This is a genomic window from Paenirhodobacter sp. (genome assembly GCF_050177655.1).
GTDB lineage: Bacteria > Pseudomonadota > Alphaproteobacteria > Rhodobacterales > Rhodobacteraceae > Rhodobacter.
Map to the genome: position 1 here is coordinate 42,703 of NZ_JBFXGV010000005.1, position 21,245 is coordinate 63,947.

13 protein-coding genes are annotated in these 21,245 nt (G+C 69.7%); 6 read left to right on the forward strand and 7 right to left on the reverse strand.

Translation table 11 applies throughout. The features are described 5' to 3' along the window. Nucleotides 1–2 precede the first annotated feature (2 nt). From AB7U46_RS03725 to AB7U46_RS03740, 4 genes are read right to left on the reverse strand one after another with little or no spacing between them, the layout of a single operon-like run. Nucleotides 3–1,592, reverse strand: coding sequence for an ABC transporter permease (locus AB7U46_RS03725; protein WP_428335590.1), 1,590 nt, complete (start codon nt 1,590–1,592; stop codon nt 3–5). Between the two features lie 7 nt (nt 1,593–1,599). Next, a complete protein-coding gene (locus AB7U46_RS03730) occupies nt 1,600–2,781 on the reverse strand; it encodes an ABC transporter substrate-binding protein (RefSeq protein WP_428335591.1) in 1,182 nt (393 codons plus the stop codon). Then, on the reverse strand, nt 2,782–3,393 hold the full coding sequence (locus tag AB7U46_RS03735) for a CDP-alcohol phosphatidyltransferase family protein (protein WP_428335592.1): 612 nt from the start codon (nt 3,391–3,393) through the stop codon (nt 2,782–2,784). It lies immediately after the preceding gene. Next, a complete protein-coding gene (locus AB7U46_RS03740) occupies nt 3,390–5,489 on the reverse strand; it encodes an FAD-dependent oxidoreductase (protein WP_428335593.1) in 2,100 nt (699 codons plus the stop codon). The genes AB7U46_RS03735 and AB7U46_RS03740 overlap by 4 nt, the downstream gene beginning before the upstream one ends. A 128-nt stretch (nt 5,490–5,617) precedes the next feature. On the opposite strand from AB7U46_RS03740, the gene AB7U46_RS03745 reads away from it, so the two are divergent. Both AB7U46_RS03745 and nagA read left to right on the forward strand, forming a co-directional pair. Continuing rightward, entirely contained in the window at nt 5,618–6,445 is an 828-nt protein-coding gene (locus AB7U46_RS03745; RefSeq protein ID WP_428335594.1) for a BadF/BadG/BcrA/BcrD ATPase family protein, read from the forward strand. After that, nucleotides 6,433–7,581: an N-acetylglucosamine-6-phosphate deacetylase gene (nagA, locus tag AB7U46_RS03750; protein WP_428335595.1), complete on the forward strand. Its 1,149-nt coding sequence runs from the start codon at nt 6,433–6,435 to the stop codon at nt 7,579–7,581. The genes AB7U46_RS03745 and nagA overlap by 13 nt, the downstream gene beginning before the upstream one ends. On the opposite strand, the gene serB is transcribed toward nagA, so the two are convergent. Next, nucleotides 7,557–8,435 (reverse strand): phosphoserine phosphatase SerB, encoded by an 879-nt coding sequence (serB, locus tag AB7U46_RS03755; RefSeq protein WP_428335596.1) that lies wholly within the window; start codon nt 8,433–8,435, stop codon nt 7,557–7,559. The two genes, nagA and serB, sit on opposite strands and share 25 nt — an antisense overlap. A 160-nt stretch (nt 8,436–8,595) precedes the next feature. On the opposite strand from serB, the gene AB7U46_RS03760 reads away from it, so the two are divergent. From AB7U46_RS03760 to AB7U46_RS03775, 4 genes are all read left to right on the forward strand, one after another. Next, nucleotides 8,596–9,741 (forward strand): phosphoserine transaminase, encoded by a 1,146-nt coding sequence (locus tag AB7U46_RS03760; RefSeq protein ID WP_428335597.1) that lies wholly within the window; start codon nt 8,596–8,598, stop codon nt 9,739–9,741. 72 nt (nt 9,742–9,813) lie between these two features. Beyond that, complete coding sequence (gene serA, locus AB7U46_RS03765; RefSeq protein ID WP_428335598.1) at nt 9,814–11,409, forward strand: phosphoglycerate dehydrogenase; 1,596 nt, start codon at nt 9,814–9,816, stop codon at nt 11,407–11,409. 66 nt (nt 11,410–11,475) lie between these two features. Next, nucleotides 11,476–12,207, forward strand: coding sequence for a metallophosphoesterase family protein (locus tag AB7U46_RS03770; protein ID WP_428335599.1), 732 nt, complete (start codon nt 11,476–11,478; stop codon nt 12,205–12,207). Between the two features lie 271 nt (nt 12,208–12,478). After that, complete coding sequence (locus AB7U46_RS03775) at nt 12,479–13,654, forward strand: acetyl-CoA C-acyltransferase family protein (RefSeq protein ID WP_428335600.1); 1,176 nt, start codon at nt 12,479–12,481, stop codon at nt 13,652–13,654. 73 nt (nt 13,655–13,727) lie between these two features. Here AB7U46_RS03775 and pbpC read toward each other — a convergent pair whose 3' ends face one another. Both pbpC and AB7U46_RS03785 read right to left on the reverse strand, forming a co-directional pair. Continuing rightward, entirely contained in the window at nt 13,728–15,770 is a 2,043-nt protein-coding gene (gene pbpC, locus AB7U46_RS03780; protein WP_428335601.1) for a penicillin-binding protein 1C, read from the reverse strand. Beyond that, entirely contained in the window at nt 15,767–21,208 is a 5,442-nt protein-coding gene (locus AB7U46_RS03785) for an alpha-2-macroglobulin family protein (protein WP_428335602.1), read from the reverse strand. The genes pbpC and AB7U46_RS03785 overlap by 4 nt, the downstream gene beginning before the upstream one ends. Between the last annotated feature and the right edge of the window lie 37 nt (nt 21,209–21,245).

A 21,245-nucleotide genomic window follows, 5' to 3' on the forward strand; every position in this document is an offset into this window, starting at 1 on the left:
GCCTAGTCCCGATCGGGCAAGTCCCGGTGCCGCGCGCCCCGCGGCAAGGTGATCGCCGCGGCATATCCCGTGAGCGGCAGGAGCGCCTGCAACAGGCCGAGCGCCGCGGCGAGGCGTCGATCCGCACCGGAGGAAAGCGTCACCGCCTCGGTCGCGAGCGTCGCGACGCGCCCCGCCCCGGGCAGCAGCACGGCGAGATATTGCGCGACGGAAACGGCGAAGCCGACGGCGGCGGCAAGGGCGAGCGGGCGGGCGAGCAACGGCAGCCGGATGCGCCAGAAGATGCGCCAGGGGCTGGCGCCAAGGCTCGCCGCGCTGCGCAGCATCGCGGGGTCGAGCGCGCGCCAGGGGCCGGCCAGCGCAATCACGACATAGGGAAAGACGAAGAGCAGCTCGGCCCAGATCACCGCGACCGGCCCGGGCGGCAGGCGCAACCAGAGAAACCCGGTGGCGAGCCCGGGCAGGAAGCCGATCTGCGGCAAAAGCAGCGGCAGCAGGATCAGCGGCAGGGGAAAGATCCGGCGCCGCCGCCCCTCGGCCTCGAGCAGCGCGATGCTGAGGAGAAGCGCAAGCGCGGTGACGATGGTGCCGAGGGAGAGCGTGGTCACAAGCGGGCGCCCCCAGTCGGCGCGGTGCCAGGCGGCAAGCCCCGGATGCGGCAGCGCCTCGGGCCAAGGCCAGCGCGCGGCAAAGGCCCAGAGCAGCAGCACGGCAAGCGCGCCGAGGCTGAGCATCGCGCCGATCAGCGCGAGGCCGGCCCCGGTCCGGTCTCCGGGGGCGAGGCCGCGGGTGAGTCGGGCGACGGGGCGCTCGGCCCCGCGCCAGAGCAGGACGGCCAGCGCCATCAGCGCGAGGAGCATCACCGCGAGCGCCGCAGCAGGAGCGCGCAGGGCGGGATCGGGCGCGGTGGAGAGGCGCAGGATCTGCACCGCAAGCGTCGGCGGATGGCTCGGGCCAAGCACCAGCGCCATATCCGCGACCGACAGCGCGAAGGCGAGTGAGATCGCGATCGGCAGGCGCAGCGCGGCATGGATCTGCGGCCAGATCACCCGGCGCCAGACCACCCGCGGCGGATGACCAAGCCCCTGCCCCGCCCGCATCTGCGCCGCGACCGGGATCTGGTTTGCCGCGGCCAGCGCCATCAGCACGAGAAACGGGGTTTCCTTGAGCGCGAGGCCGAGCGTCAGCGTGATCCCCCAGGGGTCGCCGACGCTGACCCAGCCGGGCGGCACCGGGCCGGGCAACAGGAGCCTTGCGATCCAGCCCGAGGGCGCGATCAGGAAGGCAAGCCCGATCGCGAGCGCGGCATGGGGGATCGCGAGCACCGGCGCAAGCGCGGCCTGCGCCCGCGGGCGGCGCCAGAAAAAGGCGCTGAGCGGCAGCGCCGCGGCGGTGGCGATCAGCGTCGCGCCAAGCCCGGAGATCAGCGTCACCACAAGGCTGCGCCCGATGCCCGGCAGCGCCAGCGCCTGCGCATAAGCCCCAAACCCCGCCCCCCCCGGCAAGCCAAGGCTGAGCCCGAGCGTGAAGAGCGCGCCGCAAAGCACCGGCGCGCCGATCACCAGCGCGACGAGGGCTCCGACCGGGCTCATCGCCGGCTCACTCCGCCGTGCGCCGCGCCCAGTCCTCGGCGAGGCGGGTCATCCAGCTTGGATGCGGCTCGGGCAGGACCGGGCCGAGATCGGCGAGCGTCGGCAGCGCGGGCGACGTGGGCAGCGCGGCAAAATCCGCCTGCGCCGCCGCATCGAGCCGCGCCGGATCGAGCACGGAGAAACTGCCGAGCACGCGGATGTCCTGCATCTTCGCCTGCGCCTCGGGCGAGAGGAGGAAATTCGCCACCACCTCGGCCCCGGCACGATGCGCCGCGTCGAAGGGGATCGCGACGAAGGAGACATTGCCGATCGAGCCCGCCGCGGGCACGAAGACGCGCACCGTTTCGGACAGCACCCCCTCCTCGATCAGCGCGGCGGGCGCGGCCGGATCGAAGAACATCGCGACGTCGACCTCGCCATCGCCAAGCATCTGCGCCTGCACGCTCTCGTTTTCCGGGAAGGCCTTGCCCTGCCGCCAGAGGTTCGGGCGCAGCGCCTCATACCAGGCCCAGAGCGGCGCGGTTTCCCGCGCGTAGGTTTCGTCCGTCACCGGCTGCGCAAGCGCCTCCGGATCGGGGGCAAGCGCGACCAGCGCCTGTTTCAGGAAGGTCGCGCCGATGAAATTCGCCGCGTTCGGATGGGTCATCCGCCCGGGATGCGCCGCGGCCCAATCGACGAAACCGGCCATGTCGCGCGGCATCTCTGCGCCACGCGCCGCATCATGGGCAAAGACGAATTTGGCAAGCCGCCAGGGCGCCTCCATCCCCGCGACCGGCACGGTGAAATCGCGCGTCGCGGGCGCCCCGGGCGCAAGGTCGACAAAGCGCGCATTGGGCAGATCGGCGACGAAGGGGCCGGCGAGCAGCCCCTCCTCCTTCATCGCGAGGAAATTCGGCCCGTTGATCCAGATGAGATCGACCGCCCCGCCTTCGGTCATCCCCGCGGCCTTTTCCGCGCGCACCCGGGCGACCGCCTCGGCGGTGTCGCTCAGCTTCACCTGTTCGACCCTCACGCCGAAACGCGCCTCGGTCTGCGCGCCGACCCAGGCGATGAAATCATTCGTGCGCGGATCGCCGCCCCAGGCGTTGAACCAGACCGTCTGGCCGCGGGCCTCGGCCTCGGTGGCGGCCCAGTCGGCCAATGCGGGCGTGGCAAGCGCGATCAGCGCGGCGGCAAGAAGGGCGCGCATCTACTCCTCCGAAAAGCGGCGCCAGCCCCAGTGCCAGCGGGTCAGCGTGGTGATCGCACAGGCCGCGGCAAAGAGCCAGGCAAGCGCGGGAAAGGCCGCGGGAAACAGGCACATCGCGGCGAAGACCGCAATCGTTTCCGCGCCCTCGGTGAGGCCGCCGAGGTAATAGAGCCCCTTCGCCGGGAAGGCCTCCGCCCGCATCCCGCGGCGCGCGGCGATCGCGGCGAAGGCGAGGAAGGAGGAGCCGGTGCCGACGAAGGCGGCGATCAGCGCCGCGGCGGGCAGCGCGTTGCGCGCGGGATCGGCCAGCGCGAAGCCGAGCGGCACCAGCGCGTAGAAAAGGAAGTCGAGCGCGATGTCGAGGAAGGCGCCGCGATCGGTCGGCCGGCTCAGCCGTGCCATCGCGCCGTCGATCCCATCGGCAAGCCGGTTGAGCGCGATCAGCGCAAGCGCGAGCGGCCAGAGATGCAGCGCCAGCGCGGGCAGCGCGCAAAGGCCGAGAAGAAACCCGCCGATCGTGACCTGATCGGGATGCAGCCCAAGGCGCAGCGCCGCGCGGGCCAGCGGCTCGGTCGCGCGGCGTTGCGCGGGCAGAAGGAGGGCGTCGATCATCCGCGCCTCCAGCGATGGAAACGCGCAGCAAGTGCGAGCAGCCGCGGGCTCACCCGCGCCGCGCGCCAGCGGCCCGCGGTGGCCTTCGCCGCCTCGGTCCAGCCCGGGTAGAGATGCGGCGTTGCGAGGATCTTCGAAAGGCCGAGACCGTGGCGCATCGCAAGGGCGAATTCACCCAGGATCTCCCCCGCCTGCGCGCCGGCGACGGTCGCGCCAAGGATGCGGTCGCCCCCTTTCGCGGTGAGCACCTGCACGAAGCCCTCCGTCCGCCCCTCGGCCACCGCGCGGTCGAGATCGGCGAGCGGCCAGCGGGTGATCTCGACCGCTATGCCCTCGGCGCGCGCCTCGGCCTCGGTCAGGCCGATGCGGGCGATCTCGGGCTCGGTGAAGATCGCGGCGGGGATCGCGGCGCGCGCGTCAAAGCGCCAGAACGGCGCGGCGAGCGCGTTCATTGCCGCGACCCAGCCCTGATGCCCGGCGGCGGACGTGAGCGCGCGCGGCCCGGCCGCATCGCCCGCGACGAAGATATTTGGCTGCGCCGTCTGCAGGAAATCATTCGCCGCGATCACCCGGTCACTCGCGATGCCCAGCGCCTCGAGGCCAAGGCCCTCGGCGCGCAACCGGCGACCGGTGGCGGCAAGGATCGCGGTGCAGGGGATCTCGCGGCCATCGGCGAGCACCGCCTTGCCCGGCAGGGCGCGCGCGAGCGTGGTGCCGGTGAACACCTGCACCCCGTCGCGAACGAGCGCCGCGTGCAACAGGGCGGAGGCCTCCGGCTCCTCGCCTGCGATCAGGCGATCGGCGGCCTCGATCAGCGTGACGCCTGCACCAAGCCGGGCAAGCGCCTGCGCCAATTCGCAGCCGACCGGCCCGCCGCCGAGGATGACGAGCGCCTCGGGCGCTTCGGGGCGGGTGGCGAGCCAGTCCCAGATCGTCTCGGTCGTCAGCGCCGCCTCGGCGAGGCCGGGAACCGGCGGGATCACCGGCGCCGCGCCGGTTGCCAGAACGATCGTGCGGGTGGTGATGCGGCGCGCGCCCAGGGCAACGGTGAACGGGTCGAGGAGTTGCGCGCGGCCGCGGATCACCTCGACGCCGAGGGCGCGATAGCGCTCCTCCGAATCCTTCGGCGCGATCGTCGCGATCGTGGCACAGACATGCGCCATCACCGCCGGGAAATCGACCTCGACCGAGGCGCTTACCCCCAGCCTCTCCGCCGCGCGCGCGCCGGCCGCCGCCCTTGCCGCCGCGATCAGCGCCTTCGACGGCACGCAGCCGAAATTCAGGCAATCGCCGCCCATCGGCCCCTCGGCGATGAGCACCACCTTCGCCTGCGCCGCCGCCGCGACATAGCTTGCGACAAGCCCCGCCGCGCCGCCACCGATCACCACGAGATCGGCCTCGAACCGCGCAGGCCGCGGCCAGCGCCGGGCGCGCCGACGCGCCGCCACCAAGCGCAGGCCGAAACGCGCGAGCCAGGGCAGCACGGCCAGCAGAGCAAAAGCGCCGATCAGGCCGGGGCTGAGCAATCCGCTCAGGCTATCGACCTGGCCCAGCTGCGTGCCGGCCCAGACATAGGCGGCGGTGCCCGGCAGCATGCCGATCTGGCTTACCGCATAGAACAGCGCCGCGCGCATGGCGGTGAGGCCGAAGGCGAGATTGACCGCGAAGAAGGGCACCACCGGCACGAGGCGCAGCGAAAAGAGCGCGAAGGCGCCGTCGCGCGCGACCCGCGCCTCGATCCGCGCGGCCCAGCGGCCGAGGCGCGCCCGCGCCCAGTCGCGCGCGAGAAACCGGGCGACGAGGAAGGCGCCGGTCGCGCCGAGGCTTGCCGCGAAGGAGACGAGGACCAGCCCGCGCCAGAAGCCGAAGAGCGCGCCCAGCGCGAGCGTCATCGGCACCGAAAGCGGCAGCGAAAGCGCGGTGACGAGGACATAGGCGGCGAACAGCGCAAGGCCGAGCGCGAACGGATGCGCCGCGCGCAGATCGGCGAGCTGCGCCACCGCCGCGCGCAGCGCCGCGAGGTCAGGGCGCGCGACGAGCAGCGTCGCCGCCAGCGCGAGCGTCACGAAAACGATGAAAACGAGTGGTTTGCGCACCATGCCCCTCCTGCTGCGCCAGTTTCGCCCGCGCCCCGCACAATGTCCATTCGGTGCGCGCGGCCGATTCGTTACCGCTTGCCCCCCCGCGCCCGGCGTTGCATCTTCGCCGCGGCGAAGGGGGTGCGATGCTCTATCTCGGGATCGACGGCGGCGGCAGCGGATGCCGCGCGGTTCTGGCCGATGCGTCGGGGCGCGTCATCGCGCGCGCCGAGGGTGGGCCGGCCAATATCGCCTCGGATTTCGACGGCGCGCTCGCGACCCTGCGCGCGACGATCGCCACGGTCTGCGCCGGGCAGGAGGGCGCGCTGCGCGCGGTGCTCGGCCTTGCCGGCACCAATCTCTCGGGCGCCGGAGCGCGGCTCGAGGCCGCCCTGCCCTTCCCCGCGCGCGTGGTGCAGGACGTCACCACCTCGGTGCGCGGCGCGCTTGGCCGCGCCGACGGGATCGTCGCCGCGCTCGGCACCGGATCGGTCTTTGCGCGCCAGACCGGCGGCGAGATCCGCGCGATCGGCGGCTGGGGGCTGCGGCTTGGCGACGAGGGCTCGGGCGCCTGGATCGGGCGCGCGGCGCTGAGCCACGTCACCCGGGTGCTCGACGGCTATTTCCCCGCGACGGATCTGACCGCGGCGCTGGTGGCCGAGTTCGGCGGCGGGCCGGGCGTGGTGCGGTTCTCGCTCACCGCGACGCCCGCCGATTTCGCCGCGCTGGTGCCCCGCATCCTGGCCGCGGCGCAGGCGGGGGATCCAGCGGCGGAGGCGGTGATCGGCGCGGCACGCGCGGAGATCCGCCGCGCGATCGCGCTTCTGCAACCGGAGGCACCGCTGCCGGTGACCTGGATCGGCGGGCTCGGCGCGGCGCTCGCGGTAAAGGACTGGGCGACGCGCCCGGCGCTGGGCACGGCGCTTGACGGGGCGCTCGCGCTTGCGATGGACGAGACGACATGGACAGAGTGATCTTCACCGGCGCGCGGCTTTTCGACGGCGCGGCATTTCGCGAGGACCACGCGCTGGTGGTCGAGGGTGGCGCAATCGCGGCGCTGCTGCCGGCGGCGGAGGCGCCCGAGGGCCGGCGCATCACCTTGCCCGGTGGCACGCTGGCGCCCGGGCTGATCGACCTGCAGGTGAATGGCGGCGGCGGCGTGATGCTTTCGGGCGAGGCCCCGGGCGGCGCGATTGCGACGATCTGCGCGGCCCATGCGCGGCTCGGCACGACCGGTGTTCTGCCGACGCTGATCACCGATTCACGCGCCGCGACCCGTGCGGTGCTGGCGGCGGGCGTTGCCGCGGTCGGGCGCGTGCCCGGGTTCCTTGGCCTGCATCTCGAGGGGCCGCATCTCGATCCGCGCCGCCCCGGCTGCCACCCGCCGCAGCACATCCGCCCGATGGAGGAGGATGACCTCGACACGCTTTGCGAGGCACGCGCCGGCCTGCCCGCGCTGATGGTGACACTGGCGCCCTCCGCGGCGACGCCACAGCAGATCGCGCGGCTTGCGGGCGCGGGCGTCGTGGTCGCGCTCGGTCATGCCGAGGCGCGCTATGCCGAGGCGGAGGCGGCGCAGGCGGCGGGCGCGAGCGTCGTCACCCATCTCTTCAACGCGATGTCGCAGCTTGGCTCCCGCGAGCCCGGGCTTGTCGGCGCGGCGCTCTCGCTGCCGTTCCACGCCGGGTTGATCGCCGATGGCATCCATGTCGCGCCCGAGGTGATGCGGCTCGCGCTGTGTCTGGCTGGGGAGCGGATCTTTCTCGTCACCGATGCGATGGCGCCGGCCGGCACGGCGATGACGGAGTTTCCCCTTGCCGGGCGGCGGATCCTGCGGCGCGACCGGGCGCTGCGGCTCGAGAACGGCACGCTCGCCGGGGCGGATCTGACCTTGCCGCAGGCGATCGCGCGCTGCATCGCGGAACTTGGCGTGACGCCCGAAGAGGCGCTCGCGATGGCGACCTCGCGGCCTGCGGCGGTGATCGGCGCGAAGGCCGGGCGGCTCGCCCCGGGCCTGCCCGCCGATCTCGTGCACCTCTCCGATGATTGGCGCCTCACCCGCGTCTGGCAGGGCGGCGCCGAAGTTCAGGCGAAGTCCTCGACCGAATAGCCCTGAATATAGAGCAGCGCCGAGAGATCGCCGTGGTTGATGCGGATATCGCATTGCGCGGCGACCGAGGGCTTGGCGTGCAGCGCCACACCGGCCCCGGCAAGCTTGAGCATGCCGAGATCGTTGGCACCGTCGCCGACCGCCATCACCTCGGAATGCTCGATTTTCAGCATTTCCGAGATTTCCAGAAAAGCCTGAACCTTGGCCTCGCGTCCGAGGATCGGCCGCGACGGCACGCCGGTCAGCTTGCCTTCCTCGATCATCAGGATATTTGCGCGATGCTCGTCGAAGCCGAGCGTTTCCGCGACATAACCGGTGAAGGCGGTGAAGCCCCCCGAGACCAGCGCGCAATAGGCGCCATTCGCCTTCATCGTGCGCAGGAGGTCATGGCCACCGGGCATGAAGCTCAGCCGCTCCTCGATCACCTGCCGGATCACCTCGGCGGACAACCCCTTCAGGAGCCCGAGCCGCTCGGTCAGCGCGCCTTCGAAATCCAGCTCGCCATTCATCGCGCGCGCCGTGATCCCGGCCACCTGCGCCCCGACGCCGGCGACATCTGCCAGCTCGTCGATACATTCCTGCTGGATCATCGTGCTGTCCATGTCGGCGAGCAGCATCTTCTTCTTGCGCCCCTCGGCACCCTGCACCACGAGATCGACGCCAAGGCCCTGCAGCCCCTCCCAGACCTCCCAGCGATTCGACGGCACCTCGGCCAGCGCGAATTCCGCCGCCACGCCCGGGTTGAGCCAGCGCGCCTCCCCCCCGGCCCAGGCGTCGCGCAGCGACTCCACCGTAACGCGCTCCAGATTGGCGCTTTTCGGATCGGCAAGCAGGGTGGCGATGAACTGGGTCATTTGGGCTGAGTTTCCGATAGTGGAGAAAGGTGTCGCTTTCGTGAGCTGATGCGGCGGATTAGCGCAATTATTCAGCTTGCGCCAGAGCACGCCCCGCAATATGAGCGGCAGCGGGACACCTCTCCCCAACGAGGGGCGTTTATCTGGAAGGATACCATAGATGGCTAACCAAGCTCCGGCGCTGCGCCCGGCCAATGCGCGCTTTTCCTCGGGCCCCTGCTCGAAGATCCCCGGTTTCTCCCTCGATATGCTCGCTGACGCGCCTCTGGGCCGTTCGCACCGTGCCGCCGTCGGCAAGGCCAAGCTGAAAGAGGCGATCGAAACCACCCGCGAGATCCTCGGCGTGCCCGCGGACTACCGCATCGGCATCGTGCCCGCCTCGGACACCGGCGCCGTCGAGATGGCGCTCTGGTCGCTGCTCGGTGCGCGCAAGGTCACGATGTGCGCCTGGGAGAGCTTCGGCTCCGGCTGGGTCACCGACGTCGTCAAGCAGCTCAAGCTCGACGCCGAGGTGAAGGAAGCCGCCTATGGCGACATCGTCGATTTCACCACCGTCGATTTCAACACCGACGTCGTCTTCACCTGGAACGGCACCACCTCGGGCGTGCGCGTGGCCAATGGCGACGCGATCCCCGCCGACCGCGAAGGCCTGACGATCTGCGACGCAACCTCGGCCGCGTTTGCGATGGACCTGCCCTGGGACAAGCTCGATGTCGTGACCTTCTCCTGGCAGAAGGTGCTCGGCGGTGAGGGCGGCCACGGCGTTCTGATCCTCAACCCCCGTGCCGTCGAACGGCTCGAAACCTACAAGCCGGCCTGGCCGCTGCCGAAGATCTTCCGCATGACCAAGGCGGGCAAGCTGATCGAGGGCATCTTCGTCGGCGAGACGATCAACACGCCGTCGATGCTCTGCGTCGAGGATTACCTCGTCGCGATGAACTGGGCGAAGACGATCGGCGGGCTCAAGGGCCTGATCGGCCGCGCCGAAGCCAACGCGAAGGTCGTGTGGGACTTCTGCGCCGCGCGTCCGTGGATCGCGAACCTCGCCAACGACCCGGCGAATGCCTCGACCACCTCGGTCTGCCTGAAGTTCACCGATGACCGCATCAAGGATGGCGCCGCCTTCGCCAAGGCCGTTGCGAAACGGCTTGAAAAGGAAGGCGTCGCGCTCGACGTCGGCGCCTATCGCGACGCTCCGGCCGGCCTGCGCATCTGGTGCGGCTCGACCATCGAGACGGCCGATGTCGAGGCGCTGATGCCCTGGATCGAATACGCCTTCGAGGCGGAAATCGCCGCTCAGGCCTGATTTGCGAAGACGGGTGGGCGCAGTGCGGCGCCCATCCTTTCCCAAATTCCCGAAATTTCAGGAGCCCCAGACATGGCCCCCAAGGTTCTCATCTCCGACGCCCTCTCCGACGCTGCCGTGCAGATCTTCCGCGATCGCGGCATCGAGGTCGACTTCCAGCCGAAGCTCGGCAAGGACAAGGAAAAGCTCGCCGAGATCATCGGCAATTATGACGGCCTCGCGATCCGCTCGGCGACCAAGGCCACCGCGGCGCTGCTCGAGAAGGCGACCAATCTCAAGGTGATCGGCCGCGCCGGTATCGGCGTCGACAACGTCGACAAGGACGCCGCCTCGAAGAAGGGCGTCATCGTGATGAACACGCCCTTCGGCAACATGATCACCACCGCCGAACACGCGATCGCGCTGATGTTCGCCGTGGCGCGTCAGATCCCCGAAGCCGATGCCTCGACCCAGGCCGGCAAATGGGAGAAGTCGAAGTTCATGGGCGTCGAGCTGACCGCGAAGACGCTCGGCGTGATCGGCGCCGGCAATATCGGCGGCATCGTCTGCGACCGTGCCAAGGGCCTGAAGATGAAGGTCATCGCCTATGATCCCTTCATGTCGCAGGAAAAGGCCGACAAGATGGGCGTGGAAAAGGTCGAACTCGACGACCTGCTCGCCCGCGCCGATTTCATCACGCTCCACGTGCCGCTGACCGAGCAGACCCGCAACATCCTGAGCCGCGAGAACCTCGCGAAGACGAAGAAGGGCGTGCGCATCATCAACTGCGCCCGCGGCGGTCTCGTCGACGAGGAAGCCGTGGCCGACATGATCAAGTCGGGCCATATCGCCGGCGCCGCCTTCGACGTGTTCTCGACCGAACCGGCCACCGAGAACGTGCTCTTCGGCCTGCCGAACGTCGTCTGCACGCCGCACCTCGGCGCCTCCACCTCGGAAGCGCAGGAGAATGTCGCGCTGCAGGTCGCCGAGCAGATGTCGAACTACCTGCTCGACGGGGCCGTCGAGAACGCGCTCAACATGCCCTCGATGACCGCCGAAGAGGCGAAGGTCATGGGCCCCTGGGTGAAGCTTGCCGAATACCTCGGTTCCTTCGTCGGCCAGATGACCGACGAGCCGATCAAGGCGATCAACATCACCTATGACGGCACCGTGTCGAAGATGAACCTCAAGGCGCTCGACTGCGCCGTGATCGCGGGCATCATGAAGCGCACCAACCCCGACGTGAACATGGTCTCGGCACCGGTGATCGCGAAGGATCGCGGGATCCAGATCTCGACCACCACGCAGGACAAGTCGGGCGTGTTCGACGGCTACATCAAGGTCACCGTCGTCACCGACATCCGCGAGCGTGCGGTGGCCGGCACCTGCTTCTCCGACGGCAAGCCGCGCTTCATCCAGATCAAGGGCATCAATGTCGACGCCGAAGTCGGCAACCACATGCTCTACACGACGAACAAGGATGTCCCCGGCATCATCGGCAAGCTCGGCACGCTGCTTGGCGATCACGGCGCCAACGTCGCGAACTTCACGCTCGGCCGTTCGGCCGCCGGCGGTGAGGCGATCGCGATCGCCTATCTCGACGAGGCGCTCGCGCCCGACGTCGTGAAGGAGCTCGAGGCGACCGGCCTCTTCCAGCAGGTGAAACCGCTGGAATTCAACATCGCCTGAGCGTAACACAGGCGCAGCAATCCGGCCCTCCGCCAAAGCGGGGGGCCTTTTCCATCGGAGCGACCCATGCGCAGCTATGCCATCGGCGACATCCACGGCCACTATGATCTTCTGCGCCGCGCGCAGGATCTCGTCGCCGCCGACCGCGCCCGCGAGGGCGATTTCACCGCCCCCCTGATCCATGTCGGCGACCTCGTCGATCGCGGCCCCAAATCGCGCCAGGTGATCGAACACCTGATGGCGGGGCAGGCCGCGGGGGAGCCCTGGCATGTGCTCAAGGGCAATCACGACCGTCTTTTCTCGATGTTCATCGCCGACCCCTGGGCGCGCGATCCGAACCTGCGCGTCGAGCGGCCCTGGCTGCATCCGCGCGTCGGCGGGGCGACGACGCTCACCTCCTACGGCATCCGCGGGCCGGAGGATCGGCCGCTGGCCGAGGTCCATGCCGATGCGCTCTGGACGATCCCGCAGGAACATGTCGAATGGATCGGGGCGCTGCCCACGCATCTCGTCTTTGGCGATGCGCTCTTCGTTCATGCCGGGATCCGGCCGGGCGTGCCCTTGGCCCAGCAGACCGAGGATGACATGCTCTGGATCCGCTCCGAATTCCTCGACGATCCGCGCGATCACGGCAAGCTCGTGGTGCATGGCCATACCGCGATCGACAAGGCCACCCATTACGGCAATCACCTGAACATGGATTCGAGCGCCGCCTATGGCGGGCCGGTCTCCGCCGCGGTGATCGAGGGGCGCGAGGCCTGGCTGCTCACCCCCGAAGGGCGCGTGAAACTCGGCTGACGGGTTTCAACGATTTCTCAACCCCCTTGGTGCAGTCTCCCTGCGCGGGCATTTCCAGGGGGGTTCCCATGCGTCCGATTCGGAAGATCCTTCTCGTCGCCACCTGGCACACCACCACGAATGCCCGCACGAGCGGCGGGGATTTGTTATCGCTCTCATGGCATTTCGCGCCCGCAGAAGAGGAGTGACGCCCCGTCACTTCCCCTTGGGGCAACTGGCTCGCCCCCGGGTGAGGCGCTAATCTCCCCCCGCAACCATATGGGGGAGTTCCATGACCGATATCGTCATTCTGTCCGGCGCGCGCACCGCGATCGGCACTTTCGGCGGCAGCCTTGCCGGCTTTGCGCCGATCGACCTCGCGACGCTCGTGTCAAAGGCCGCGCTGGAGCGCGCCGGCCTCGCCGCCGACAAGATCGGTCAGGTCGTCTTCGGTCACGTCATCAACACCGAGCCGCGCGACATGTATGTCAGTCGCGTCGCCTCGGTCCAGGCGGGCGTGCCGGTCGGCACCCCGGCGATGAACGTGAACCGGCTTTGCGGCTCGGGCGCGCAGGCGATCGTCTCCGCCACGCAGGCGCTGATGCTCGGCGACGCCGATTTCGCCCTTGCCGGCGGCGTCGACTGCATGAGCCGTGCGCCCTACATCCTGCCCGCCGCCCGCTTCGGCCAGAAGATGGGCGACACCAAGGTCATCGACATGATGACCGGCGCGCTGACCTGCCCCTTCGGCACCGGCCACATGGGCGTGACCGCCGAGAACGTCGCGACCGAATGCGACATCAGCCGCGAGGCGCAGGATGCCTTCGCGCTGGAAAGCCAGCGTCGCGCCGGCAAGGCGATCGACGAAGGCGCCTTCAAGGATGAGATCGTCCCGGTCGAGCTCGTCTCGCGCAAGGGCACGGTGGTCTTCGACACCGACGAGCACCCGAAGGCGACCTCCGCCGAGAAGCTCGCCGCGCTGAAGCCGGTGTTCAAGAAGGACGGCTCGGTCACCGCGGGCAATGCCTCGGGCATCAATGACGGCGCCGCGGCGCTGATCCTCGCCCGTGCCGATGCCGCCGAGGCCGCCGGCCTCAAGCCGCGCGCGAAGATCATCGGCTACTCGGTCGCCGGCGTGCGCCCCGAGGTGATGGGTCTCGGCCCGATCCCCGCGGTGCAGCAGCTCTGCGAACGCACCGGGCTCAAGGTCTCCGATTTCGACGTGATCGAATCGAACGAGGCCTTCGCCGCGCAGGCGCTGGCGGTGTCGAAAGAACTCGGCCTCGACCCCGACAAGGTCAACCCGAACGGCGGCGCGATCGCGCTCGGCCACCCGATCGGCGCGACCGGCGCGATCCTCACGGTGAAGGCGCTCTACCATCTCGAGCGCACCGGCGGCAAACGCGCGCTGATCACCATGTGCATCGGCGGCGGCCAGGGCATCGCCATCGCGATCGAGCGGATCTGAGGCGGTTACCGTTTCAATGAGTATTTGGGCCAAGAAGAAGCGCTGATTTCTTCTTGGTTCAAATACTCCCTTGCTACTGCGTCAGCCGCACCTGAGCCGAGGCCGAGCGCCCCTCGGCGTCGAGAACGGTGAGGCTGACGAACCCCGGCCCGGTCAGCGCGAGCGTGTTTTCGCGCGCCCGCGTCGCTACCGCCACCGGCGCGCCATTGGCAAGCCAGGTGAAGGGCGGCACCCCGCCGCGCAGCTTCACGGTCAGCCCCCCCTCCCCCGTTTCCACCTCCGCGCCATCGGGCGGAAAGGTGACCTCCGGTCCGCCTTCGGGCGCGGCTGCAAAGGCCGCATCGCGCGGGCGGAAGCGTTGCAGCGGCTGCGGCAGGCGCGCATTCGGCAAGATCAGCGTTGCGGGCGGCGGCGGTGGCAGGGCGACGCGCTCCGCCCCCACGCGATCGAAAAGCTCGAAAAGCACCGGCGCGGCCAGTTCGCCGCCAAAGGCGCCGGGCACCGGCGTGCCATCGGCGCGGCCAAGCCAGACGCCCCCGACATGGCGCCCGTCGAACCCCACCGCCAGCGCATCGCGGTGCCCGTAGGAGGTGCCGGTCTTATAGGCGATCCGGTTCGGCGCGCCCCCCGGCGGCGGCGGGATCTTCGAGAGGATATTGCCGACCTGCCAGGCCGCGACCGGACCGAAGAGCTGCCCCTCGAGCGGATGCGCGCGGCCGACCTCGGCCGAAAGATGAACCGGACGGCCAAGGCGGGCGAGCGCGGCATAGGCCTGCACCAGATCGGCGAGGCTGATGCCAAGCCCGCCAAGCGAGATCGCGAGACCGGGCGCCCCGCTGCCCGGCAGATCCACCCGCGCCCCGGTCCGCCGCAGGGTGGACAGAAGCCGCGCGGGGCCCAGCGCCTCGGTCAGGCTGACGACGGGAATGTTGAGCGAGAAGGTCAGCGCCTGCCGCACCGGGATCGTGCCGCGGAACTGGTGGTCGAAATTCTGCGGATGCCAGGTGCCGAAGGCGACGGGGCGATCCTCGATCAGCGTCTCGGGATGGGCGAGCCCGTCGTCGAAGGCGAGCGCATAGACGAAAGGCTTCAGCGTCGATCCGGGTGAGCGCAGCGCCATGCTCAGATCGACGAACCCGGCGCGTTTCGTATTCGTCCAGTCGGCGCCGCCAACTTGTGCCAGGATCTCGCCGCTCTGGTGATCGGCGAGGATCATCGCGGCGGAAACCTGCGGCCCGAGCCCGGTCACCGCGCGCCGCGCGAGTTTCTCCGCCGCCGCCTGCAGCCCCTTGTCGATCGTCGTCTCAATCCGCGCACCGGGCGGGGCGGCGGCCGCGAGCCGTTCGGTCAGATGCGGCGCGAGCGCGGGAAAGTCGCGCCGGCGTGTCGGCACCGGTTCGGATTTCGCGACCGCGCCCTCATCCGCGGCAAGCGCCCCCTCGGCGACGAGCCGGTCGAGCACACGGTCGCGCGCGGCCTTCGCCGCCTTCGCGTCGCGGTCGGGGCGGCGCGCCTCGGGCGATTGCGGCAGCGCGATCAGCAGCGCCGCCTCGGCGGGCGTGAGGCGCCGTGGCTCCTTGCCGAACCAGGCGAGCGCGGCCGCCCGCACCCCCTCGATATTGCCGCCATAGGGCGCGAGGCGGAGGTAGAGATCGAGGATCTGCGCCTTCGTCAGCCGGTGTTCGAGCGCGAGCGCGACGCGGGCCTGACGGATCTTGCCGGCAAGCGATCCGGTCGGCCCCTCCTCGAGCAGCCGCGCGACCTGCATCGTCAGCGTCGAGGCGCCGGAAACGACATGACCGGCGAAAACCGCCTGCCCCGCTGCACGCGCGACGGCGAGCAGATCGACGCCGTCATGGGCGTAGAACCGGGCATCCTCATAGGCCACGAGATCGGCGAGATAGCCCGGATCGACCGGCCCGGGCGCCAGCCGCCAGCGGCCATCCGCCACCGCAAAGGCGCGCAGAATCGTGCCGTCGCGCGCGAGCACCTCGGTGCCCACCGCGACCTCGGTCACCGGCAGATCCGTCGCCGCGATCCAGCCGTCGAAAGCGTCGCGCCCGCCCGCAGCCAGCGCAAGGCCAAGGGCGAGCGCGAAGAGCGCGCGCGGTGTCACTCGATCACCACCTGCCCCGCATCGCTCTGCGCCCGCAGCTCGGGGCGATACATGTCCATCACCTGCGCCGCGGGTTGATGGAACGTGCCCGGGCTCACCGCGCGGACGATATAGGCGAGGCGGAACGGCCGGCTGCCGTGCCAGTCCACCGCGCTCAGGAAGCGCTCCTGCCGGAATTCGGTCATCGCGGGATATTGCTCGGTGTCGATCCAGTCGAGCGCGGCGATGTCACCGCCCGCGATCAGGTTCGGATTGTCGATCTCGAACCCGGCCGGGAGCGGATCGTCGATCATCAGCCGCCCGTCCTGATTGTGATGCGGCGTGACCTCGATCAGCGCGACAAGGCGCGTGCCCTGTTTCACCTTCGACACATCGACCTTTTCGCCGTCGAAGGTGTAATATTCGCGGGTGATCGCATAGCCATTGCCGCCCGCCGGCTCGGGCACCTCGGGCACGCCGACCGTGGTCAGCGTCAGCACTTCGGCGCGGTCGCCGGCATTGCCGATCGCGATCGAACGGCCCGCCGTGGCAGCGTCGATCAGCTTCACGAGCGGCCCTTTCGCGGGAACGCCATCCACCGTCAGCGCGACATCGGGCTGGTCGAGAAGCGTATTCGCCGCCATCAGCGTCCAGGTCGCCTCCTGCGTCGAGAGCGTCACCTGCGAAAGCCGCTTCGCCAGCGAGGCGCCGACCGTATCGAGATCGACAGCCGTCGATCCCGCCTCGGACGCAAGCGCCAGCACCGCCGCCGTGTCGCGCAGATTGCTGCCGTAATCGTCGCGCCAGCTGGGCTTGTCGGCGGCGAGCGTCGCGATCATCCGCCCGGCGCGGGCGAACATCGCATCGGCGCGCGTCTGGTCGCCATAGGAGGCAAGCGCCGCGCCAAGCTGCGCCGCGGCGAGCGGCGTTGCGAAATCGTCGCCCTTCACGTCCGCGTAGTAACGCAGATCGCCCACCGCCGCCGCGCCCTCTCGCGCGAGCACCATCAGCTGATAGGCCAGAACCTCGCCGCCGCCATTGCTGGTACGGTCGAAATCGGGCGCGTAATTCACCTGATTGCGCAGGTTGTCGAGCGCGTTGCGGAAGGCGGTGTCGGGCACCGCATGCCCCTCGTGCCGCGCGCGGCTGAGGAAATCGGTGACATAGGCGTCAAGCCAGCCATCCCCCGAATTCGGCGACCAGAGGCCGAAGGCGCCCGAGGCATCCTGATTGGTCAGCACCTTCCGGATCGCAACGTTGATCCGGTCGTTCAGATCGGCGGGCGTCGCCAGATCCATCGCCTCGGCAACCGAGCTGAGATAGAGGAGCGGCATCGCCTTCGAGGTGATCTGCTCGGTGCAGCCATAGGGATAGGCATTGAGCGCAGCCAGCAGACCGGGCGCGTCGAATTGCGCGGCGGGACCGGCGGCGAGCGTCGCATGGGCGGTGCCCGGCACGAAGCCGTCGAACACATTCGCGTCGAAAGTGAAGGTCTTGCCCGCGGCAAGGTCGAAGCGCGACTGATGCGCGACGGCAGGATCGTTCCGCTCGACCGGGATCTTCACCACCTTCTCAAGCAGCTTTCCGTCGGGCGTGGTGAGCGCGATGCGGATCTCCTGCACGCCATCGCCCGCGGGGGCGGTGATCGGCACCGAGACCTCTGCCTTGCCGAGATCGGCGAGGGTGACGCCCGAGGGACGCTCGCCGAGCACCAGCCCCGCCGAGGTCACATCAAGCCCCATCCGCCCCGAGGGGCCCTTGGCATGCACGATCTCGAGGAGCAGACGCGAGCTGTCCCCCGGCGCCAGGAAGCGCGACACCGAGGCGGTCACCACCACCGGATCGCGCACCAGCACATCGGCCGAGGCCTGCCCGACGCCGGTCTTCGACCAGACCACGGCAGCAAGCCGCACGGTGCCGTTGAAGGCCGGCATGTCGAAGGAGGTATGGATCACGCCGTTCTCGTCCGCCGTCAGCACGCCGGAGAAATAGGCGACCAGCTCCTCGGTCGGCGGCGGCGCGTTCGAGACGAGGCCCATATCGGCGTCACCGCCCGAGCGGATGATGCCATCGGCCCCCGAACGCCCGTCGATCAGCCGCCCGTAGATGTCGCGCAGCCCGACGCCGAGACGCCGCTGGCCGAAGTAATGGCCCTGCGGATCGGGCGCCTTGAAAGCGGTGAGGTTGAGAATGCCGAGATCGGTGGCGGCGATCGTCGCGCGCACCGTCTCGCCGGGCGCGATGCCGTCGACCTTGAGCGCGATGGGCAGCGCCGCGCGCGGATCGGAGGATTCGGGCACGTCGAAACTCGCCTGCAGCGCGCGCATCCCCGGATCGACCTTGGCATAGCTGAGCCCAAGCGCCCGGTTCGACGCGCGCGCCGGTGCTTCGCCCGAAAGCGGGCGGATCACCGAGGCGGTGACATAGGCGCCCGCCCCCCATTCCGCCGTCACTGGCACGTCGATCAGGTTCTCCCCGGCCTTCACCGGCTTCGCATCGAGCGAGATCAGATGGTTCGAGAGCACCGACACCAGCGCCACCCCACCCGCCGGCGCGACGAGGCGCAGCTTCGCGGTGTCGCCCGAGGCATAGGCAGGTTTGTCGAGCGACATCTCGAGCCGGTCGGGCGAGGCGAGCACATCGGCCGGCGCATACCAGCCGGCATCGAACCGCACCGAACTCGCCACGGCATTGCCCTCGGCCTCGGCGACGAGCTCATATTCGCCCCAGTCGACCTTCGCCCCCACTTCCTGCGGACCCGAACCGTCGAGCGCGAGATCGCCCTCGGCCACCCGGGTGCGGCGCGTCACCGGCTCCCAGTTCCACGAGCCGTCGAGCGCATACCATTGATAGCGCGTCTCGACCCGGTTCATCACCCAGTGCAGCCTCATCGCCATCGGCTTCACGTCGGGGCCAAGCGCAACGATCTGGAAGCGCGCCTCCGAGCCCTCGGCCGCGGTCTCGCCGAACATCGGCTTGATGCCGATCACCGGCTCGGGCGGCATCATCAGCCGCGAGATCGAGCGTTCGACCGGACGACCGGAGCCTTCCTTCACCCGCACGGTGAATTTCGCCTCGAGCGGACGCGCCGCCTCGGGCGGGAGGTCCGGCAGGGTGACCGCGATCTCGGCATGGCCCTTGGCGTCTGTCTCCCCCGCGTCGAGGCTGTCATAGATCCGGTCCATGAAATCGTCGTAACGGCCAAAGCGATAGCCCACGAAGCCCGGCAGATCCGAGGCCGCGGTGATCAGCAGATCGCCCTCGGTCTCGAGCCCGGCCCCCGGTGCGCCGAAAAGATAGCGCGCATCGAGGCCGATCACCGGCAAATCGCCACCCGACATCACCCCATCGGGCAAGTTCAGAGCGAAGTCGATCCGCTCGGGCAGGAAATCCTCGACGAGGATCTTGCTCGAGGCGAGCGGCGCCGCCTTCGGATCGGCAAAGACATCGAGCCGCCAGGTGCCGCGCGGCGCCTGCGCCCCGATCGGGAAGGCCGCGACATGGCCGCCATCGCCCGCGTCCTGCGCGAGGTTGCGCGCATATTCGACGCCATCGGGCCGCATCAGCACCGCGGTGAGCGGCACGCCGGGCAGCGCCGCGGATTCCGCGTCGCGCGCGAGCATCGTGGCCTGCACCGTCTCGCCCGCGCGATAGGCGCCGCGGTCGGTGGTGAGGTAAACGTCGATCGGCGGGGCCGGCGGCAGGCCCGCGACACCGCGATCGGAAAGGTCGAATTCCGCATCGGTGAGCGAGAGGAAGGCGATATCCTCCCCCTTCGTCACCGAAACCAGCGCCGGCGCCGCATTGCCGTTGCCCGCCGCGATCGCCGCGTCGAAATGCGCCAGGCCCTGAGCGTCGCTCGTCACCGTGCCGATCACCGCATTCGCGCGCGAGACAAGCTGCACCTCGGCCCCCGCGACCGGCTGCGCATCGGAAAGGCCCCGCAGCGCGACGGTCAGCCCGTCGGTGCCCGAAAACGTCGTCATCCCGATGTCGGAGATCACGAACCACTGCGTCGCCGGCGGGTGGTCATAGGGATCGGCGCCCGGCACCGAGGCCGAGAGCGCATAGATCCCCGGCCCGAGCGGCCCGGTGACGTCCTGCACCGGCAACCGCGTGGCCATGTCGCGGTTGACCTCCATCTTGACGTCGGCACTGCCTTTCCAGACCTCCTGCGCGAGATCGTCGGCGAAATACTCCTCCTCCCAATGGTCGAGCGATTTCGCGAAATAGCCCTGCCGCATCGTCGCCACGAGGTTGCGATCGGAGATTTTGAGCAGGCGCAGATCGAGATGTTCGAGGTTCACCGTCTGCACCGGCACGCCGCTGTCCTCGCCGCGCGGCAGGATATAGGCGCGGCCCGGGAAGGTGACGGCGGGGGAACGATCACGGACATAGGCGGTGATGGTGACATCCTTCGCCAGCGTCTCGCCGGTTTCCGAGGGCAGCCCCTTGCGGAAGGTCAGCGCATAACGCGCGCCATGGTCGAGGCCGCCGACGCAGATCTGGCTCCCCTCCGCCTCGACCGAAAGACCGGGCTGCGGGAGTTGCACGAAGGAGGCGTAATCCACCCCGCTCTTCGCCAGATCTTCGTTGAAATTCGCGCAGATCCGCGGCTCGGCGCTGTCGGCTTCGACCTGATGCTCCGCGATCGAGAAACCGTATTTCCCCTCCGCATCGGCGAGCGCCGCAGCAATGTCGTCCCGCGGCGAAAGCTCCGCGGCCAGGCGCAACGCGGCGAGCATCTCGCGATGCCGGTCGGCGGCGTCGAGCGCCCGCGCGAGCCCCATCAGCGCCTCGGCCTGGGCCGGCGCCTTCGCCGCACGCAAGTAACCGTTCACCGCCGCCGAGATCGCCCGCGACACCTGCCGGCCGTCGGTGCGCCGCAATTGCAGCGCGGCATAATCGACCCATTGATCGGAGGCATCGGTAAGCACGATCAGCGCCCCCTCGATCGCCTGCGCGCGGGTCCAGTTGCCCTGCGCCCGCGCCTCGGCGAGCGCCTGCGCCAGCTGATCGGCTTTCGCGAAATTCGTCAGATGCTCCCGGCTGAGACCGGCGGCGAGATCATAGGCATCGCCAAGCGCATCCCCCCCGAGGAAATCGAGATCATCCGCCCGCGTCCGGGCCCGCGCCTCGGCCCCTTTCGCCGCGGGGATCACCATGCCCGAGAAGGCGCCCTGATAGGCCGTGACGCCGCTCACCCCCGCTTTCGGGAAACAGGAATTGTTGCGCGCGTTGAAGGTCACCGCCTCGCAGGCCGGATTGGTCAGGCAGGCCGCCGCGCAGGCTTCGAGCGTGGTATCGAAGATCTGCGCGAGATCGCGGCCGGACAGATCGACCCCCTCGGCGAGCGACAGGCGCTTGGCCGGGATCAGCGGGCGATCCTGCGCCACGGCGGGCAGGGCGGCAGCGACAGACAGCAAAGCGGCGGCGGCGATACGGGAAAAGGGGCGCATGAATTCCTCCAGACAGTGCCCGGATCGTCTCATGCCC

What these genes read in the sequence shown, in the direction of transcription:
- AB7U46_RS03770 (WP_428335599.1), top strand. Translation starts at nt 11,476, where the DNA reads ATGCGCAGCTATGCCATCGGCGACATCCACGGCCACTATGATCTTCTG.
- AB7U46_RS03725 (WP_428335590.1), bottom strand. Translation starts at nt 1,592, where the DNA reads ATGAGCCCGGTCGGAGCCCTCGTCGCGCTGGTGATCGGCGCGCCGGTG.
- serA (WP_428335598.1), top strand. Translation starts at nt 9,814, where the DNA reads ATGGCCCCCAAGGTTCTCATCTCCGACGCCCTCTCCGACGCTGCCGTG.
- AB7U46_RS03785 (WP_428335602.1), bottom strand. Translation starts at nt 21,208, where the DNA reads ATGCGCCCCTTTTCCCGTATCGCCGCCGCCGCTTTGCTGTCTGTCGCT.
- AB7U46_RS03760 (WP_428335597.1), top strand. Translation starts at nt 8,596, where the DNA reads ATGGCTAACCAAGCTCCGGCGCTGCGCCCGGCCAATGCGCGCTTTTCC.
- AB7U46_RS03775 (WP_428335600.1), top strand. Translation starts at nt 12,479, where the DNA reads ATGACCGATATCGTCATTCTGTCCGGCGCGCGCACCGCGATCGGCACT.
- nagA (WP_428335595.1), top strand. Translation starts at nt 6,433, where the DNA reads ATGGACAGAGTGATCTTCACCGGCGCGCGGCTTTTCGACGGCGCGGCA.
- AB7U46_RS03745 (WP_428335594.1), top strand. Translation starts at nt 5,618, where the DNA reads ATGCTCTATCTCGGGATCGACGGCGGCGGCAGCGGATGCCGCGCGGTT.
- serB (WP_428335596.1), bottom strand. Translation starts at nt 8,435, where the DNA reads ATGACCCAGTTCATCGCCACCCTGCTTGCCGATCCGAAAAGCGCCAAT.
- AB7U46_RS03730 (WP_428335591.1), bottom strand. Translation starts at nt 2,781, where the DNA reads ATGCGCGCCCTTCTTGCCGCCGCGCTGATCGCGCTTGCCACGCCCGCA.
- AB7U46_RS03735 (WP_428335592.1), bottom strand. Translation starts at nt 3,393, where the DNA reads ATGATCGACGCCCTCCTTCTGCCCGCGCAACGCCGCGCGACCGAGCCG.